14 protein-coding genes are annotated in these 18,327 nt (G+C 44.0%); 10 read left to right on the top strand and 4 right to left on the bottom strand.

The window, feature by feature from the left end:
• Positions 1 to 45 precede the first annotated feature (45 nt).
• From DJ568_RS00520 to DJ568_RS00510, 3 genes are all read left to right on the top strand, one after another.
• On the top strand, positions 46 to 594 hold the full coding sequence (locus DJ568_RS00520) for a cob(I)yrinic acid a,c-diamide adenosyltransferase (protein WP_114003275.1): 549 nt from the start codon (positions 46 to 48) through the stop codon (positions 592 to 594).
• 87 nt (positions 595 to 681) lie between these two features.
• Positions 682 to 903: a DUF2795 domain-containing protein gene (locus tag DJ568_RS00515; protein WP_002996718.1), complete on the top strand. Its 222-nt coding sequence runs from the start codon at positions 682 to 684 to the stop codon at positions 901 to 903.
• Between the two features lie 113 nt (positions 904 to 1,016).
• Positions 1,017 to 1,163 carry a lmo0937 family membrane protein gene (locus DJ568_RS00510; protein ID WP_114003274.1) on the top strand — a complete coding sequence of 49 codons (147 nt, stop codon included), beginning with the start codon at positions 1,017 to 1,019 and terminating at the stop codon, positions 1,161 to 1,163.
• 34 nt (positions 1,164 to 1,197) lie between these two features.
• Here DJ568_RS00510 and DJ568_RS00505 read toward each other — a convergent pair whose 3' ends face one another.
• Together DJ568_RS00505 and queA are read right to left on the bottom strand one after the other, a co-directional pair.
• Positions 1,198 to 1,899: a 2-C-methyl-D-erythritol 4-phosphate cytidylyltransferase gene (locus tag DJ568_RS00505; protein ID WP_114003273.1), complete on the bottom strand. Its 702-nt coding sequence runs from the start codon at positions 1,897 to 1,899 to the stop codon at positions 1,198 to 1,200.
• A 236-nt stretch (positions 1,900 to 2,135) separates the two neighbouring features.
• Complete coding sequence (queA, locus tag DJ568_RS00500) at positions 2,136 to 3,185, bottom strand: tRNA preQ1(34) S-adenosylmethionine ribosyltransferase-isomerase QueA (protein WP_114003272.1); 1,050 nt, start codon at positions 3,183 to 3,185, stop codon at positions 2,136 to 2,138.
• A 158-nt stretch (positions 3,186 to 3,343) separates the two neighbouring features.
• Here queA and DJ568_RS00495 point away from each other — a divergent pair, with 158 nt between their 5' ends.
• Positions 3,344 to 4,591, top strand: coding sequence for an ABC transporter permease (locus tag DJ568_RS00495; protein ID WP_114003271.1), 1,248 nt, complete (start codon positions 3,344 to 3,346; stop codon positions 4,589 to 4,591).
• Between the two features lie 16 nt (positions 4,592 to 4,607).
• Positions 4,608 to 5,132, top strand: a complete 525-nt coding sequence (locus DJ568_RS00490) for a DUF3347 domain-containing protein (RefSeq protein ID WP_158534842.1) — start codon at positions 4,608 to 4,610, stop codon at positions 5,130 to 5,132.
• Here the strand turns inward: DJ568_RS00490 and DJ568_RS00485 are convergent.
• A complete protein-coding gene (locus DJ568_RS00485) occupies positions 5,129 to 8,398 on the bottom strand; it encodes a PAS domain S-box protein (RefSeq protein WP_114003269.1) in 3,270 nt (1,089 codons plus the stop codon). The genes DJ568_RS00490 and DJ568_RS00485 overlap by 4 nt on opposite strands.
• 137 nt (positions 8,399 to 8,535) lie before the next feature.
• Here DJ568_RS00485 and DJ568_RS00480 point away from each other — a divergent pair, with 137 nt between their 5' ends.
• Both DJ568_RS00480 and DJ568_RS00475 read left to right on the top strand, forming a co-directional pair.
• A complete protein-coding gene (locus tag DJ568_RS00480; RefSeq protein WP_114003268.1) occupies positions 8,536 to 9,822 on the top strand; it encodes a citrate synthase in 1,287 nt (428 codons plus the stop codon).
• Between the two features lie 106 nt (positions 9,823 to 9,928).
• A complete protein-coding gene (locus DJ568_RS00475; RefSeq protein ID WP_114003267.1) occupies positions 9,929 to 11,059 on the top strand; it encodes an alpha/beta hydrolase-fold protein in 1,131 nt (376 codons plus the stop codon).
• Positions 11,060 to 11,311: 252 nt separating this feature from the next.
• On the opposite strand, the gene DJ568_RS00470 is transcribed toward DJ568_RS00475, so the two are convergent.
• On the bottom strand, positions 11,312 to 14,551 hold the full coding sequence (locus DJ568_RS00470) for an amidohydrolase family protein (protein ID WP_233496597.1): 3,240 nt from the start codon (positions 14,549 to 14,551) through the stop codon (positions 11,312 to 11,314).
• A 72-nt stretch (positions 14,552 to 14,623) separates the two neighbouring features.
• Between DJ568_RS00470 and DJ568_RS00465 the strand changes: the two genes are divergently transcribed.
• From DJ568_RS00465 to DJ568_RS00455, 3 genes are all read left to right on the top strand, one after another.
• Complete coding sequence (locus DJ568_RS00465; RefSeq protein ID WP_114003266.1) at positions 14,624 to 16,519, top strand: RecQ family ATP-dependent DNA helicase; 1,896 nt, start codon at positions 14,624 to 14,626, stop codon at positions 16,517 to 16,519.
• A gap of 306 nt (positions 16,520 to 16,825) precedes the next feature.
• Complete coding sequence (locus DJ568_RS00460; protein WP_114003265.1) at positions 16,826 to 17,428, top strand: GIN domain-containing protein; 603 nt, start codon at positions 16,826 to 16,828, stop codon at positions 17,426 to 17,428.
• Positions 17,429 to 17,550: 122 nt separating this feature from the next.
• Positions 17,551 to 18,267 carry a head GIN domain-containing protein gene (locus DJ568_RS00455; protein WP_114003264.1) on the top strand — a complete coding sequence of 239 codons (717 nt, stop codon included), beginning with the start codon at positions 17,551 to 17,553 and terminating at the stop codon, positions 18,265 to 18,267.
• Positions 18,268 to 18,327: the final 60 nt, after the last annotated feature.

Here is an 18,327-nt window from a genome sequence, read left to right as displayed (position 1 = left end):
CACATTTTAATAATAACAACGCCGAAATTGTTTAATTGCGATGAAATGAAAATTTATACTAAAACAGGCGATAAAGGCTATACCTCGCTGATAGGCGGAATGCGTGTACCAAAACATCACGTGCGTATTGAAAGTTATGGTACGGTTGACGAACTTAATTCATATATCGGCCTGATACGTGACCAGGGCTTAAGCGTACGTGACAAGGATGTTTTGAAGCATATTCAGGACAGGTTGTTCACAATAGGTGCGTCGCTTGCTGCCGACCCCGAAAAGTCGCGTATGGTAATACCGGATTTGAACACAGCCGACGTAGATTTGCTTGAAAAGGAGATAGACGAGATGAACCTGCAGTTGCCCGAATTGCGCAGCTTCATATTACCAGGCGGCAGCAACAGTATATCATTTTGCCATGTGGCGCGCTGCGTGTGTCGGAGGGCTGAGCGTATTGTTGTGCACCTTAGCCAGGAGAGCACGGTTGACGAAAAGGTGATAATTTACCTTAACAGGCTGAGCGATTACCTCTTTACATTGGCTCGAAAGCTGGCTGCGGATAGTGAAGTGCCTGAAAATGAGTGGGTACCGAGGGTGTAGCAATGTGAAAAAAAATATTGATAATCAACTTTAAAATATTATACTTTTGCGAAAAAGTAATTTACCGACTAAATATATTTAAAACATATGTATTGGACACTCGAACTGGCATCACACTTAGAAGATGCACCATGGCCCGCAACTAAGGATGAATTAATTGATTATGCAATCAGATCAGGCGCACCTGTTGAGGTTATTGAAAACCTGCAAGCCTTAGAGGACGACGGTGAACCGTATGAAAATATAGAAGAGATTTGGCCTGATTATCCTACAAAGGATGATTTCTTTTTTAACGAAGACGAATATTAAAATCGTGTAGCGATATAAATTTTACAATAGGCCGTTTTTTCGACATTTAGATTTTTTTGGAATGATTTTAGTTGATGTTTGACTAAACATTTATCAACTAAAAACTTTGCAACATGAGAGGTTTATTGTACATTATCGCTGTTATCCTGGTCATCGGCTGGATATTTGGATTTTTCTTTAACAATGCAGGAAATTTAATCCACGTTTTATTGGTTATAGCAATTGTTGCCTTACTATTAGGCGTTATCAGGCGAGCGTGACCCTTTTACAAAATACAAAAGCCATTCTGTTTACTCAGGATGGCTTTTTGTTTAGCAGCATCTGGGCAATTGCCATATCCTCCGGGAATGTAATCTTAAGGTTTGTGTAGTCGCCCTTTGTAAGGTTTATTTTAAACCCGGCTTTTTCAACTACGCTGGCATCGTCGGTAAATGCGTTGTCAAAAGGCTGCTCATATGCCTGGTGTAATTGTGTAGCGACGAAGGTTTGCGGGGTTTGTACCAGGTAGATATCGTCGCGCACCAGCGCGGTTGATAAACCATCTCTAACCTGCCTAACCGAATCGCGGCTTTTTACGGCTGTTACGGCATTACCATGTTCCGCAGCATGGCGGTAGCTTTCATCAATTATATTTTTATCAGTCAACGGTCTCACCGCATCATGCACGGCGACAACACTATCCGTTTCGGTAATGGTGTCCAACGCGTTTTTAACTGAGTGAAACCTGGTTTCCCCACCTGCAATTAAATGATGAGGTATATTAAAGTTATGTTCTACACATAAACTCTTCCAGTAGTCATGAAAGTCTGCATGCAATACCAGTAATATTTCGGGCTTATAAGTACTTTGATAAAAAGCCTCAATAGTATAAAACAATACCGGGCGGTTGTTGATAAGTAAAAACTGCTTAGGTACTGCGGTCTGCATGCGGGTACCTGTGCCGCCCGCTACAATAATAGCTTTTGTTTTAAACTTAAGATTTGAACTATCAGACATGAAGTTTGTAGGTCATACTAAATTTTTCAACGACCACTTAAGGCAAGTTTGCCGGTATGCGGTATACCTTAACCAGTTTTGGTGCTGAAGTTATTTTTAGTGCAAAGTAAAGGATTTAAATCGATTTGCAGTATGCATCAAATCCTTAACAAGCGGGGTGAACAAAAAAAAGAGATGCAAGAACCCCGATAGCTATCGGGGCTCACATCTCATTATAACTAGTTTAAAACCCGGGCTTATATAATCAACATGGCGTCGCCATAGCTGTAAAACCGGTATTTTTCTTTAATGGCTACTTCATAAGCGTTCATCACATTTTCGTAGCCGCCAAAAGCGCAAATCATCATCAGCAACGTCGACTCAGGGGTATGGAAGTTGGTGATCATGGAGTTAGCGATGCTAAACTCGTACGGCGGGAAAATAAATTTGCTGGTCCAGTCATTAGCTGCCTTAAGCGTTTTATTAGCAGAAACGGCCGACTCAATAGCACGCATAGATGTTGTGCCTACCGCGCAAATGCGTTTTTTACGCTCGATGCCGCGGTTTACAATGTTGGCTTGTTTCTCTTCGATAATAAACTGTTCCGAATCCATTTTGTGCTTAGTAAGGTCTTCAACCTCAACCGCACGGAAAGTGCCTAAACCTACGTGCAGTGTAACCTCAGCAAATTCAACACCTTTCAGTTCCAGGCGTTTCATCAGTTCGCGGCTGAAGTGCAACCCGGCAGTAGGGGCGGCAACAGCGCCTTCGTGCTTAGCAAAAATGGTTTGGTAACGCTCTTTATCTTCAGCCGTAGCCTTACGTTTTATATATTTTGGCAACGGTGTTTCACCCAATATCTCTACGTTGCGGCGAAACTCCTCGTCGGTGCCGTCAAACAAGAAACGGATGGTACGGCCGCGTGACGTGGTGTTATCTACAACCTCTGCTATCAGCAGGTCGTCATCGCCAAAGTAAAGCTTATTACCCACGCGTATTTTACGTGCCGGATCAACCAAAACATCCCATAAACGAAGCTCTTTGTTTAACTCCCGTAACAAAAAAACCTCAATGGTGGCACCGGTTTTTTCTTTATTGCCATATAAGCGGGCTGGGAATACCTTTGTGTTGTTAAGGATCATCACATCCTTATCATCAAAATAATCCAATACGTTTTTAAATATTTTATGTTCAATTTTGCCAGTGTCGCGGTGCAGCACCATTAAACGCGACTCATCACGGCTTTCTGCCGGCGAGTTAGCTACTAATGATTCAGGTAAATTGAATTTAAACTGCGATAATTTCATATTAATATTATTGGATTTTCAGGGCGCAAATGTACGAAAAATTTATTAGTAATATTTAACAGGTATTAGGGCGCTTTGTGTTACCTTGTTAAATATTTAATTTGTAAACAATGTAACCAAACGGTAACAACATTGTCTAAAAATTAACAGTTGCCGGTATGATATTTTTAAAACTTCTGCGCGAGAGCTTTTTGTTTGCCTATGATGCACTTACCCAAAATAAGCTGCGCACCATTTTGTCGTTACTGGGCGTAACCATCGGCATATTTACCATCATCGCTGTGTTTTCGGCTGTTGATACGTTGCGCAGCAATTTACAAGCCAGTGTAGATAAATTAGGTAACAACAGCATTTACATACAAAAATGGCCGTGGATGTTTGGCAATGATTACCCATGGTGGAAGTATATGCAGCGCCCCGTGCCGAGCCAGCGTGATTTTGAAGAATTGAAAAGGCGCAGTCAAACCGCGGCGGGCGTATCCTTTGAGGTATTTATTGAGCAGCGTAAGGTAAAATATAAAAGTAATACCGTTAGCGGTGCCGTACTTTACGCCGTATCGCACGATCATAACATAACCTGGACCTATGAGTACGCCGAGGGGCGTTTTTTTACCGAAGTAGAATCGCGTACGGGCGCACCCGCGGCCATCATCGGCCATGATATAGCGGCGCATCTTTTTCCGGCGGGCAACGCTATCGGGAAAAAGATAAAGATAATGGGCCGTAACGTATCGGTTATCGGCGTATTTAAAAAGGAGGGGCAGGATTTGCTGGAAACATCGGCAGATAAGCAGATATTGCTGCCCATAAACTTTGTACGCAACCTTATTGATCTTAAAAACCCAAATTATCATTTATCTATAGTGGTAAAGGGAAAAGAAGGGGTGCCGGAGGCAGAGGTTGAAAGCGAATTGCAGGGCCTGATGCGTTCGATAAGGCGATTAAAACCGGGTGAAGAAGATAACTTTGCGCTTAATAAATCAACATTGGTGTCAAACCAGTTAGATCAGCTTTTTGGCATAGTTAATCTAGCAGGGGTTGTTATTGGTGGTTTCTCAATACTGGTAGGCGGCTTTGGTATAGCCAATATCATGTTCGTTTCTGTTAAAGAGCGTACCAACATTATAGGCATACAAAAATCTCTGGGTGCCAAAAACTATTTTATTTTACTGCAATTTTTAATTGAAGCAGTTGTGCTTTGCCTGATGGGAGGCGCTATAGGGCTGTTTTTTGTGTATTTAGGTACGCTGGCTGTTAGCGGATTTTCAGATCTCGAAATCATACTTGGCACGCAGAATATTATCCAGGGTATTTTGATATCTGTATCAATAGGCATAATTTCGGGGATAGTACCTGCGTATGGCGCATCAAGACTTAAGCCTGTTGATGCAATACGTTCTAATTAACTTTAACTTTACTATCATGAAAAAAATATTCACCATTGCAGTATGCACCGCATTATTTGCAGCTACGGCCTGTAACCAGCCATCATCCAACCAAAGTACCGACGCGCTTACCGATACCGCGAAACAGGCCGACGCGGCATTACCGGATTCGGGCAATGTTAGCAAAGTTTTAAGCTCTTACATAGCCCTTAAAAACGAATTGGTAAAATCTGACGGCGCTGCCGGGCAAAAAGCGGCGGCTGTACTTGAAGAGGAACTTATAGATGTAAAAGGATGTGCTGAAGCCGCAAATATGGCCAGGCAAATTGCCGCTACCACCAATGTTGATGAGCAGCGCGAGGCATTTTTAACCCTGAGCAAAGAGGTGATAACACTGGCCAAAGGCATAAAAACAAATACAACTACCTACGTTGCATATTGTCCTATGGCTAATGACAATAAAGGCGGTTACTGGCTATCAGATAAAGAGGAGATACGTAACCCTTATTTTGGCGATGCGATGCTAGAGTGTGGTGTAGTTAAAGAAGTGTTGAAAAACTAACGCTGTACTACCCCAACATCCGAGGGTTTAACAGTATGTTTTGATACTTTTTCAAATAACGTTTCGGGCAAAAATGGCTTGGTAAGATAATCATTCATGCCGGCGGCAAACGCTTTGGCGTGGGTATCAGGCATAGCATCGGCTGTAAGCGCAATAATAGGTATAGTGGTATTGGTTTGCCTGATAACGCTGGTAGCTTCAAACCCGTCCATCACCGGCATTTGCAAATCCATAATAATCAGGTGGTAGTTATTGCTTTCAACCATATCAAGCGCTACTTGGCCGTTAAGTGCCTCATCAACCTTAGCATTCCATTTACGCAGGTATTTGGTCGCTATAAAAAGGTTCATTTTATTATCGTCAACTACAAGTATTCTTAGCCCTGATAAGTCTTTCAGCGTCTCTGCTGGTATCATTGTCGCCTTGTCGGGCTGTTCGGCAATTTCAAAGTTAATCGTAAACGTAAAACGTGTACCTATACCCGGTTCGCTAAATACACCAATCCGGCTCTCGTGCAGTTCCACAAGCCGCTTGGTAATAGCCAGGCCCAGGCCGGTGCCGCCGTAGTTGTGCAGTTGGGCTTCCTGCACAAAAGGATCAAAAATTACGTTCAGTTTTTCTGGTGATATGCCTATTCCCGTGTCGGTAATGGTAAACTTAATACTGGCCTGCTTAAAGCCTTCGCCGGTTTTGTCAATATTTATGCCTACACTGCCTCTGTCGGTAAATTTTACAGCGTTGCCTATTAAGTTGTTAAGTATCTGGCTTATACGCACCTGGTCGCCTAATACAAATTGCGGTAAATTGTTATCGGTTGATAACTTGAGCTCGATGTTTTTTTGCCTGGCGCGTAACTCAAACGAACGCTTTATTTTTTGCGCAAGTTGATTGATATCTACCGGGGATTTATTCAATTCAAGTTTGCCGGCTTCTATCTTATTATAATCTAATATATCATTAATAATCGCCAGCAGGTTCTCGCCAGAGAATTTAAGTGTATTGAGGTATTCAAGCTGTTCAGGTTTTGGATTTTCGCTCAGCAGCAGGTTAGTTGTACCTATCACGGCATTCATGGGCGTGCGTATTTCGTGGCTCATGGTTGACAGGAACTCCGATTTAAAACGGGATGATTTTTCGGCGTGCTCCTTTGCTGATATTAATTCCTGCGTGGCCTTCTGCTGGTCAGTAACGTCCTCGCCAATGGCGGTTATTTCTCTTATATTACCAAATTCGTCAAAACTTAGGGTATTTTGCCATCGTATCACACGCTGCTCGCCATTACGGCAAATCACAGGGTTAGTAAAATGTGTACGTACCGATCTGTTGCTTACCGAGTTACGCAGCAGTTCTTTGAAATTTTCAGGTATAAAATTATCTATCCAGTGCAATCCAATTATTTCTTGCTGCTCATAGCCAAGCAGGTCCGCCAGGTAGCGGTTGCAAAACATTATAACTCCATCGCCGCTAACGGTTACGGCCGCAAGTTTAACACTCTCTAACACCAGCTTATACTTACTTTCGCTCCTTTTTACCTCAAGTTCGGCCTTTTTACGTTCGGTTATATCCTGTATGGTGCCAATTATTTTACGGATGCTGCCATCCCTGGTAAGTAGTTTGCCCACTATAATGCTTAAATGTTTTATATGGCCCTTAGGTGTTATTATGCGGTACTCGTAAGAGGTGTTGGTTACGCTGGCAGGGCTTTTAATAAGTTTTTTCAGAATGTGTTTGTCAGCCGGATGCACAAATTTTAAAAACACCTTAACAAAATTATTTGCGTGGTTTTTTACATGGCTGGTTTCATATATATTATTTAACTCGTCTGACCATGAAAGCGTTCGTTGCACCACATCCCACTTCCAGTTGCCTATTCTGGCTATTGTTTGGGCCTCAATCAATTCCGCCTGGCTAACCTTGGCCGACTTTTCTGAAAGCCTGATTTCAGTTATATCCTGCATAATGCCAGATATACGTTTAAAACGCCCGCTATTATGATGTACAACTTCGCCCCTTATAACTTTTATGTACTTTAAATTGCCACGCGGGGTTATCAGCTTATGCTCAAACGTAGGTGCTGCACTGGTGTTTTTGCTGGAGAAGTAGTTTTTTGTATTTTCCAGGTCATCAGGGTGAACCAGGTTTAAGTAGTAATTGAATTTATCGGTTCCATCGGGCACGTTGTCTATCTCAAGCAGAGAGTAAAGGGTGCTTGACCAATAATACTCGCGGGTATCGCCATCATACCACCAATTGCCTATACGGGCTATTGAGTGTGCTTCATGTAAAAGGTCTTCGTTTTGTTTTAATGCCTGTTCATATTTTCGTTGCCCTGATATATCTGATATGGCTATGCACACCTTTTTAGTGTAACGTCCTTCCTTATCAAAAAGAGGGGTCATCCGCGCCATAAACCATTTATCAGCACCAAAAACTGAATGGAACTCAAAGGAGGTTGGCTTTTTATGCATTGCTACATAATCAAAGGCAACAATAAAAGGCTCGGCTTTTTCTTTGCCGATAACGTCCTGCAACCTTTTGTTAACCAGTTCTTTAGGGTTAAAATGTAACGGGTTTTGCTCATTGTACCAAACATTAATGCAGGTGCGGTTTTCGTCAACTTCAAAAACAATATCATTTATTGAGTTGATAACGGCATGTAACTGGTTGCGGCTTTCCTGTAACTTTTGCTGATTATGCATCAGCGAATGGTTGAGCTGGGTTAAGTTTGCAACAGCTTTTTTAAACTTTAGCCGGTACACCTTGCGTACTATAAAGCTTATATAAGCTATAGTAGTAAAGGTTGCCAGTAATATGCCTAATGATGCAAGCCCTATATCGGGCCGCTTAGCCGCGAAATAAGCAAGCAACACCGCAGCGGTATTGAGTATGGTTAAGCCGGCAAATTCATAACGCCGTTTGCAAAAAAACACCATGCCCATGAAAATGATTAGCGAACTGAATGTATAAATAGGGGCGAAAGCATTTTCGCGGAGCAATATGTGGTTGTTTACCACTATAAAAGATGCAATAGTAATATAAAGTGCTGCCTTATAAAACACCCTGTTGGGCAAAAATGAAAGTGCCAGCGTTACCAGACATAGCAGGCTGCTGATAATGCGAAGAGCGAAAGAGTCAAAAGAGGTAAAAGTTTGATTATGACATAAAAAATATAACGCCGGGCTTGCAATTACCATAGCAATAAGCAGCAGTCTGTAGATACTGTGATCGGTATGTATCAGTAAAACAAGGCGGCTATTGAATGACATGTGTTGCAGGTCAAAAATATGTGGTTGAAACTAAACTGGTGGTGTTTTTCACTATAAAATTTACAAAAGCAAAGGGTTTGTAGGCCATTTAATACGCAGATTTATTTACATTTGTTGCAATACACTTAAATTTTCCTATGTCTGATACTGCACAATTAATAATAGGTGATAAAACATACGAGCTTCCGGTAATAACGGGTACAGAAGATGAAAAAGCAATTGACATCTCTAAGCTCAGGGATCAAAGCGGTTATGTTACCCTTGATATCGGGTACAAAAATACCGGCGCCACCAAAAGCGCGATAACTTTTTTGGATGGCGAAAAAGGTATTTTGAAATACCGTGGCTATTCCATTGAGCAGCTTGCCGAAAAATCAACCTTTATTGAGGTAGCATATTTGCTGATATATGGAGACCTGCCTACTGCCGAGCAGTTAAAGGACTTTCAATATCAACTTAGCCGCCATACCCTGGTACAGGAAGATATGAAAAAGTTTTTTGACGGTTTCCCGCAGGGTTCTCATCCAATGGGGCAGTTGTCGTCGTTGGTATGTGCCATGTCGGCTTTTTACCCCGACTCATTAAAGCCTAATCAAACAGCGCAGGAAGTAAACCTGAGCATTGTAAAAACGCTGGCGAAAATGTCGACCCTGGTATCATGGATATATAAAAAATCTCTCGGTCATCCGTATATCTACCCGCGTAATAAATACGATTATGTTACCAATTTCCTGTACATGACCTTTGGGCAGCGTACCGAGGAGATTGAGATAGACCCGGTGATAGTAGATGCCATGAATAAGTTGCTGATACTGCATGCCGACCATGAGCAGAACTGCTCGGCTTCAACGGTGCGCATAGTGGGTTCGTCTGATTCAAATCTTTACGCTTCATTATCTGCAGGTATATCGGCCCTGTGGGGGCCGTTACATGGTGGTGCCAACCAGGCCGTTATTGAAATGCTTGAAAAAATACAGCAGGATGGTGGCGATACTGATAAATGGATAGCTAAAGCCAAAGATAAAAACGATCCTTTCCGCCTGATGGGCTTTGGCCACCGGGTTTACAAAAACTTCGACCCGCGCGCCAGGATCATAAAGAAAGCCTGCGACGATATATTAGAGAAACTGGGTATAGACGACGAAGTGCTGCAAATTGCAAAAAAACTGGAAGAAGTAGCCTTAAAGGATCCGTACTTTGTTCAACGTAAGTTATATCCTAATGTCGATTTTTATTCAGGTATCATTTACCGCGCATTAGGTTTCCCTACTGACATGTTTACCGTATTGTTCGCACTGGGCCGTTTACCCGGCTGGATAGCGCAGTGGAAGGAAATGAAGGAGAATAAAGAGCCGATTGGCAGGCCGCGCCAAATATATACCGGCGAGGTAAACAGGGAATATGTGGACATAGACAAGAGATAGTTAGCCTCGCCTGCCCTCAAAAAGCGGATAGAGGTAAACTTTTAAAGCATAATATTTCATTTATATTTAACCCGGATATCCTCCGGGTTTTTTATTTCCAGGAAACATGAAAAAGATAATATTATTAACCATCGTATCGGTATTTGTGTCGAACGTTGTTCGCGCCCAGGTAAATGTTACGTTCAAAACAGGTAAACTCCCTAAAGTTGAAGGTATTGTGCCGGGCCTGTACATAGCAGGCGATTTTAATAACTGGAACCCCGGCGATAAAAATTGGCAGCTAAAAGCCGACGGAAAGGGGTACACGCTTACTCAAAAGCTCACGCCCGGTAACCATCAGTTAAAGGTAACTAAAGGAGATTGGGACGGCGTAGAGTCAAACGCCCGTGGCGGCGAGGTAGGCAATCGTGAGTATACCATAAGTAAAGATACTACCATCGTTTTAAATATCGACGGCTGGAAGGATGGTTTTGTGCCCGAGCCTGTGGTGCATACCATTAGTCCGAATGTAAAAATACTTACCGAAAGGTTTAACATGCCGCAACTAATGCGCCAGCGACGGATATGGATATACCTGCCGGCAGATTATACAACATCCGGCCGTAAATACCCCGTGCTGTATATGCACGACGGGCAGAATATTTTTGACCAAACAACAGCGGGTTACGGCGAGTGGGGTGTTGACGAGATTATGGACAAGTTCCCGGTAGCTAAACAATGCATTATTGTAGGCATTGATCATGGCGGAAACGAGCGTATATCGGAGTACAATCCTTATGATTCCAAGTATGGTAAGGGCAAGGGCGGCCTTTATGTTGATTTCCTGGTGAAAAACTTAAAACCATACATCGACGACAATTACCGTACCTTGAGCGATGCGCGGCATACTATAATTGCAGGCAGCTCTATGGGCGGCTTGATATCCACCTATGCAGTGTTAACCTATCCTGATGTATTTGGCACCGCGGGCGTATTTTCGCCTGCTTACTGGCTTGCACCCGATATTTTTGCCTATGCCCAAAAGCAGCGGCTAAATGATTATAACCGGTTTTACTTTGCCTGCGGCGATGAAGAAAACAAGGAAATGGTACCCGACATGCAAAAGATGGCCGCGCTGATAAAAGCTAAGGGCGGGTCAGCAGCACAGTCTCCCTACCTGGTATTAAAGGGAGAGAAGCATAACGAGAAGCAGTGGAACGGTTCATTCCCCGGATTTTACGAGTGGGTGGTAAAGTAGGGATCAGGGCTTTGTAAATCAGGGATTAGTCATCCCATTGCGTCATTGCGAGGAGGAACGACGAAGCAATCTGGTTAGGTGATTACGCCTTTCAAATTTAGAAATTGCTTGGTGCCTTACAATGAGGCTTTCAGTAATCCTTATTAATCGATGCGTCATTGCGAGGAGGAACGACGAAACAATCCCGTCATGCTATGTAAGTTCAGAGATTGCTTCGTGCCTCGCAATGACGATTAGATAAGAGCAAGCGGCTTAATCGCCTTCCTGCACGCCAAATAAATACGTTTCGGTATTATTAACCGGCAGGTTTATCATATCGCCGCCGCGGGCCATTTGCCACCAGAAACGCAGGCGCGGCTTTTCGGTGTTACCAATTTCGTTCATTGAAGCGGTGTCGTACAGGCGGCCGTTTACCATTACATATTTTATGGTTTCACTGTTACGTATGTCCTCCAGCGGATCTTCGTTCAATACAATCAGGTCTGCCAGTTTACCTGGTTCCAGTGAGCCTATCTCTTTATCCATCCCCAGGTAAGCCGCTCCATTCATGGTAGCGCAACGCAACACTTGTAAGTTTGACATGCCACCCTGTGCAAGCATCCATAGTTCCCAATGTGCTCCAAGACCCTGTAGCTGACCGTGCGAGCCTAAATTTATTTTGGTGCCGCCATCAGCAAGCTGCTTTACACTTCGGGCTACATCAATATGCCCGTAATCGCCATACTCAGATGTGATACGGCGGCGCGACCGGGCATCAATAACCGACGGAGGCGTAAAGCTTAGCAGGTGATCATTCTTCCAAACTTCGGTGCGGTCATACCAATAGTTTTCGCCAAACTGGGTACCATACGCAACAATAAGGGTAGGGGTATACCCAGCGCGCGTAGCGTTCCATAAAGCTTTTACATCTTTGTATAAAGGCCAAACAGGTAAATTATGTTCAATGCCTGTGTGCCCGTCCAGCAACATCGCGATGTTATGGAAATAAGTTGACCCGCCTTCGGGTACTACCTCCATTTGTAACTCGCGGGCAGCTTCAATAATCTGCTGTTTTTGCTCGCGGCGTGGCTGGTTGTAACTCTTTACCGAGAATGCACCGAGCGCCTTAAGCCGCCGCAGGTGCGACCGCGCATCATCTAAACTATTGATTACTGTTTTAAAGTCGCCATCTGCGCCATACAATATAGTTCCGGTAGAATACACGCGCGGCCCCACCATATTACCCGCCTTCAGCATTTCGCCCTGGCTGAATATCATTTCAGAATTGGCAGACGGATCATGCGCGGTGGTTACGCCATACGCCAGGTTAGCATAATAGCTCCAACTTTGTTGTGGTGATACACCGTCGGGACTGCTGCGCAGGTGCGCGTGTACATCAACCATGCCCGGCATTATGGTTTTGCCTGCCATATCATACACCCTGGCATCGGCGGGTACTGGTATATCGGCAACTTTGCCTACATAAGTTATTTTGTTGCCGGTAACCAAAATAGTGCCTTTGTCTATCACTTCTTCGCCCTTCATGGTAATTATGCGGGCGTTGGTGAAAGCTATTTTGCCTTGCGGGACATCGGTTTTTAAACGCAGGCCAATATCCGCGGTAGCGTTGGTATCCGGGGCAGGTGTTCGGTCGGGTATGCCGTCAGTGTAAGGGAAAGCATTTTTGATGTCCCTTACATAGTATTTGGGTCCCAGCGTCCACATCAGTTTTTGGCTGTCTTTGCTCCAATGAAGGTAAGTGCCTGCGTCGCGGGTTAGTTTATTTAAAGGCAAAGCTTTATTGGTTGCCGATAAATCCTGTGCCGACCCGCTGGTGGCCATAGGGGTAATATAGCAGTTGTAAAGCTCCGTAAAAGCCATGTACTTACCATCGGGGCTGGGGCAAAATTGCGTAGCGTAAGTTGAAGTATATAAGGTGCGTCTATTCGCGCCTGTTATATCCGTTACTTTAAAAGCTTTCTTGTCGCCTTCGGTGCCCTGGTAAAATATCTTGGTGTCATCAGCCGAAAATTGCGGCCTTATTCCGCTGTTGATAATAAGGCGCGGCGTACCGCCATTGGCCGGCAATGTATAAATGCCCGGGTTGGCGCCGTATGCATAACCAGTTTCGGGGTTGCCTTCCCCTTTGCGGTAAACAATAACATCTCCTTTGTTTGAAAACTTGGGCGAATAGTAAAAGCCCTTTTCAACAGTAAGCCGTGTAACAAGCTTAGTTGTAAGGTCTATTTTATTGATTGCCCCTTTCAGTTCATCGGTCCAGTTAACGTAAACCAGGTAGCGGCCGTCAGGACTGAAACTCGGTTCATATTCAAAATCAGGCGTTGTGGTTATCCGCTGAGGTTTCCCGTTTGGTAACTCCTTTATATAAATATACCCCGCGGCGTTGAAAGCCACAAGTTTGCCATCAGGCGAAGTAGTAAGTTGGCGTATCATCCGCGCCGGAAATTCATCCTGGTAAACTCTTTGGGTAAAGTGCAGCGACTCTGATACTATTTGCTGCGTAGTAACTTCAAACGGAACCTCTTCAGTGTTAAGAGTGCCAATATCAAGGTTACGTATTTTACCCTTTGCATAAAAAATGATGTTTCGGCCATCCGGTGTCCAGTCGAAATTTGGATATACGCCAAAAAGTGCCCAGGTTTCCTGCTGGTCGTGCGATAGGTCGTCATAAACGGGCCACTCTTCGTTGGTATCCATATTATGTAAAAAAAGCACGGTTTTAAGCCTCACCCGTTTTACAAATGCCAGCAATTTGCCATCGGGAGATAATTGCGGACGGCAAGCGCCGCCGGCCCCGCCGGTAACCGTTTCGATTTCGCCCGTGGCGCGGTTTAGCCGTTTTATTCCATAAATGCCCGCGTATGGGTCCTTATTGTATTGAAAGATAGGGCCGGGGGTAACATCTTCACTCCAGTAAACATATTTCCCGTCAGGCGAGATAATAGGCTCACCCGCGTCCTGCTGATCGTTTTTCCGTTTGGTAAGCTGTATGCCTTCGCCACCCGATTTATAGTACAACCACATTTCGCCAGCGCCCAATGAGCGTGTGCCTGTAAAATGCTTTCGCGCCACCAGGTAATCGCCATCAGGCGACCATGAAGCATTATTAAGCAGCCTGAAGTTTTCTTTAGTGACAGCACGTTTATTATTGCCGTCGCGCTCCATTATCCATATGTTATCACCACCATCTTTGTCGCTCGTATAAGATATGTAGCGGCCATCCGGACTGAACCGGGGCTGCACTTCAAAAGCACGGCCGCCAGCCAGTATGGTTGCCTTGCCACCCGTAATCGGCATGCTGTAAATGTCGCCCAGCAAATCAAACACAATGGTTTTACCGTCGGGGCTTACATCAAGGTTCATCCAGGTACCTTCGTCCGTAGTAATACTTACTTTTTTAGGAGTGCCGGATGTGTTCTCAACGTTCCATTTCTGGGCATAGATGTGTGTAGTTATAAAGGCAGTTATAATGAACAGATAAACTTTTTTCATCAGGTAAAATGTTTACAGCACGAAGTTAAATATATTGATGCATTTTAATAGTTTTGAGATTGCCACATTTAAATGACAATTCACCGCATTTTACAGCAGTACTGGAGGCACGATAGCTTTCGCCCTTTACAGGAGGAAATCATCAATACGGTACTTGCCGGGGACGACGTACTTGCGTTATTGCCCACCGGCGGCGGCAAGTCCATTTGCTTCCAGGTAGCTGCTATGGCAATGGAGGGTATCTGCATCGTGGTATCCCCGCTTATTTCATTGATGAAAGACCAGGTAGAAAACCTGCAGTCAAGGGGCATTGAAGCAGTATCCATTGTATCAGGCATGGGCAAACGCGAAATAGATATCGCGCTTGATAACTGCATTTATGGTCCGGTAAAGTTTTTATACTTATCTCCCGAACGCCTGTTGAGCGACCTGGTACGCGAGCGGATAGCCTATATGAAGGTAAACCTTTTTGCTATCGACGAGGCGCATTGTATATCGCAGTGGGGTTATGATTTCCGTCCCCCGTACCTGCATATAGCCGACCTGCGGGCCATACATCCCAAGGTGCCGTTAATGGCCCTCACCGCGACGGCTACCATAGATGTTAGGAATGATATTGTTGAGAAACTTGAGTTTAAGCCAGGCTACAAACTATTTCAGCAAAGTTTTGAGCGGCGAAATCTTGGTTATGTGGTACAGCACACGGAAGATAAGCACCGCAAACTGTTGAGCATAGCAAAGGCAGTTAAAGGAAGCGGCATAGTTTACGTACGCAGCCGTAAAGAGACCGTTGAAATATGCCGTTTTTATGATGACAACGGCATTATTGCGGCTAATTACCACGCCGGTATGACCATGGAGGAACGTGCCAGGCACCAGGCCGATTGGAAGAGCGGCAAGGTACAGGTAATGGTGGCTACCAGTGCATTTGGTATGGGTATTGATAAACCCGATGTGCGTTTTGTGATACATAAGGATATTCCTGAAAGCCTTGAAGCATATTACCAGGAAGCGGGCCGGGCCGGGCGAGATGGGCAAAAGGCATACGCTGTATTATTGTACCATCCGGCCGACAGGGCTAAACAGGAGCGAAAAATTGTTACCAACTTTCCGTCGGTTGATGAGATAAAACTCGTTTACCATCAGTTGGCCAATTTGTACCAGCTGGCGTATGGCGCCGGTGCCGGCCTTAGCTTTGATTTTGATGTAACCAGTTTTTGTAACCGTTTTAAACTGGATATATTTAAAACTTTAAACGCCCTTAAGTTTTTGGAGCAGGATGAGTACCTTTCATTTAACGAAAGTGTGTACCTGCCCTCACGCCTTAGGTTTGAAGTTGTTAACGAAGAGTTATACAAGTTCCAGATAGCCAACCCCGGGTGGGACCTTTTTATAAAAACGCTGCTCCGGTCATACGGCGGGGCGTTTGATAGTTATGTACGCATTAAGGAGTTTGATATAGCGCGCCGTACCAACATGAGTGTACAGCAGGTAATACAGGGCCTGCAGCAGTTACAAAATTTTAACGTTGTTACCTACCTGCAACAAACCGACCAACCGCAGGTAACTTATTTAAAACCCCGCCTTAACGCCAACGAACTGTATATTAATAACCGCTATATACAGCAGCGTAAAACGGTTTATCAAAACAAGATAGAAGCCGTATTAGCATATGCCACACACCAAAAATGCCGCAGCCAGATGCTGCTGGCATATTTTGACGAATATAACGCCCGCAAGTGTGGCAAATGCGATGTATGCCTGGACGAGCGTCGCCTACGCGACGCCGAAAATATTGTAGATTCCATCAGCGACGATATCACGCAGTTGCTTAGCATTGAGCCGCTCGCGCTTAATCAACTCGTATCATCTATCAGGAAGGGAACTGATAACCAAAAGATAGAGGCCATACGTGCCTTGTTGGACAGCGGTAGGATAAAGGCTAACGGCGAGTTGTACTATTTGTAGATTTCCCTTCTGTGTTGTATTTAATCATACCGTTACCGGCTGCGTGAATTTTTCGATGGGGTAATTTAATCCAATTTTTCACACTGTATCACACATAACTATTTCGTTTTGTGACTCATTAATGTTTGATTTAGTCAGTCTATTCCGTTTTCACCGACAATTTTCATCTCTTCGCCGATAATACCCGACTGTACACCTATTACCGGCCATATCCCTGTAACGTTTGCTGTGTTATGATGGTCTTATTGATGTATTAAAAAACAAGAACACATAACGCAAATAATTAACTGTCAAAATATTACAATCATGAAAACTGTCATCATCACCATCGCAACCATCTGTTCATTAACTACTGCTACAGTAACCGAATCAGCAGCAAAAAACACTACTGACGCTGCCGCTACAGTGCTTACTGACGTCGCCAATATTAATAAAATTGAAGTTCGCGGTAACGTTGAGTTATATGTATCAGGCGGCGCTGAGGATAGGGTGAAGGTATACAATAGCTACTACGCCGAAAGCGCGTTGGTACAAAACCAGGAGGGCCTGCTGCGTATTACATCATACACCGATAAAAAATTGGTTGTTTGGGTAACCGCAGCTGACCTTCGCAGCATTAAAGTTTATGACAACGCCGTAATAAAATCCTTTGGTGAACTTTCAGCCATCAGCCTTGATGTACAATTGAATAATAATGCGTCAGCGCAATTAAACCTGGCTGCTTACAATGCCAGCATTACTGTAAATGATAATGCCAAAGCCGACCTTGGAGGTAATGTAAACGAATATGAATTAAACTACGGCTGCTCAACCAGTGTTAACTATACCAATTTAGTTGCAGGCAGCTCGCATATCGTAAAAAAGGGCAATAACGAAATATTTACCGGCGAAGAGCTGGCGATATTATAGTCAATTACTTGCAAAAGTCCATCATATATTCTGCGATAGGCCATCATTATACATGATGGCTTTTCATTTTTTATTGTAACTTCATATTAACTATAGGCGTCTAAAAAAAACAAACTAAACTCATGAAACCTTATTTATATATTCCTTTTATTGCAAGCATTGCTGTCACCGCATTCTCTTCATGTAATAACTCGTGCAAGCAGGGCTCAGGTAATATAGCCACTGATACCCGCAAAGTTGAAGACTTTACCAAGATTGAAGTAAGTGGAGGTTACAAAGTAACACTAAAACAGGATAGCTCCTTATCAATAGCTATTACTACTGACGATAACTTGTTTGATGATATAAAAACATCGGTAAGCGGCGGTACTTTAACAATTAAACCTAACAAAAATATTTGCGCCACTGAAAGCAGCACGTTGGTTATCGGGGTGCGTAACCTGGAAAAGATAGCCGGTTCGGGCGCGGTCGATTTCGCATCAGCGGGCAAGCTCACTACGGGCAACCTGTCTATATCGCTATCCGGATCGGGTAAGGTTGACCTTGATTTGAATGCCGCTAACGTTTACACTGAGGCAAGCGGGGCAACAGAACTTAAACTCAGAGGCCAGGCTACCGCTCATTCAATAGAGATGAGCGGCTCAGGTAAGGTGGAAGCTCTTGATTTTGTGGTAGGTAACTATACTATAAATACTTCCGGCGCCAGCGAGAGCAGCATCAATGTGCTAAACAGCCTGATCGTGAAAACCAGCGGTTCTTCTTCAATTCAGTATCGTGGAAATCCCCGAACCGTAAAAAACGATGAGTCGGGCGCCTCATCTATAAAAAAGATTGAGTAGATTTTTTTTCAGGTGCGTGTATCGTATACACTATGATATGCGTATCGTAGATATAATTGA

The sequence above is a fragment of the Mucilaginibacter hurinus genome (assembly GCF_003324525.1).
Taxonomy (GTDB): domain Bacteria; phylum Bacteroidota; class Bacteroidia; order Sphingobacteriales; family Sphingobacteriaceae; genus Mucilaginibacter; species Mucilaginibacter hurinus.
This window is presented reverse-complemented; position numbering and strand designations above follow the sequence as displayed.

Bases quoted from the DNA above. Each gene is read 5' to 3' on its own strand.
- DJ568_RS00510 (WP_114003274.1), top strand. From the start codon at position 1,017: ATGAGAGGTTTATTGTACATTATCGCTGTTATCCTGGTCATCGGCTGG.
- DJ568_RS00505 (WP_114003273.1), bottom strand. From the start codon at position 1,899: ATGTCTGATAGTTCAAATCTTAAGTTTAAAACAAAAGCTATTATTGTA.
- DJ568_RS00475 (WP_114003267.1), top strand. From the start codon at position 9,929: ATGAAAAAGATAATATTATTAACCATCGTATCGGTATTTGTGTCGAAC.
- DJ568_RS00460 (WP_114003265.1), top strand. From the start codon at position 16,826: ATGAAAACTGTCATCATCACCATCGCAACCATCTGTTCATTAACTACT.
- DJ568_RS00470 (WP_233496597.1), bottom strand. From the start codon at position 14,551: ATGAAAAAAGTTTATCTGTTCATTATAACTGCCTTTATAACTACACAC.
- DJ568_RS00480 (WP_114003268.1), top strand. From the start codon at position 8,536: ATGTCTGATACTGCACAATTAATAATAGGTGATAAAACATACGAGCTT.
- DJ568_RS00515 (WP_002996718.1), top strand. From the start codon at position 682: ATGTATTGGACACTCGAACTGGCATCACACTTAGAAGATGCACCATGG.
- queA (WP_114003272.1), bottom strand. From the start codon at position 3,185: ATGAAATTATCGCAGTTTAAATTCAATTTACCTGAATCATTAGTAGCT.
- DJ568_RS00490 (WP_158534842.1), top strand. From the start codon at position 4,608: ATGAAAAAAATATTCACCATTGCAGTATGCACCGCATTATTTGCAGCT.
- DJ568_RS00455 (WP_114003264.1), top strand. From the start codon at position 17,551: ATGAAACCTTATTTATATATTCCTTTTATTGCAAGCATTGCTGTCACC.
- DJ568_RS00485 (WP_114003269.1), bottom strand. From the start codon at position 8,398: ATGTCATTCAATAGCCGCCTTGTTTTACTGATACATACCGATCACAGT.
- DJ568_RS00465 (WP_114003266.1), top strand. From the start codon at position 14,624: ATGACAATTCACCGCATTTTACAGCAGTACTGGAGGCACGATAGCTTT.
- DJ568_RS00520 (WP_114003275.1), top strand. From the start codon at position 46: ATGAAAATTTATACTAAAACAGGCGATAAAGGCTATACCTCGCTGATA.
- DJ568_RS00495 (WP_114003271.1), top strand. From the start codon at position 3,344: ATGATATTTTTAAAACTTCTGCGCGAGAGCTTTTTGTTTGCCTATGAT.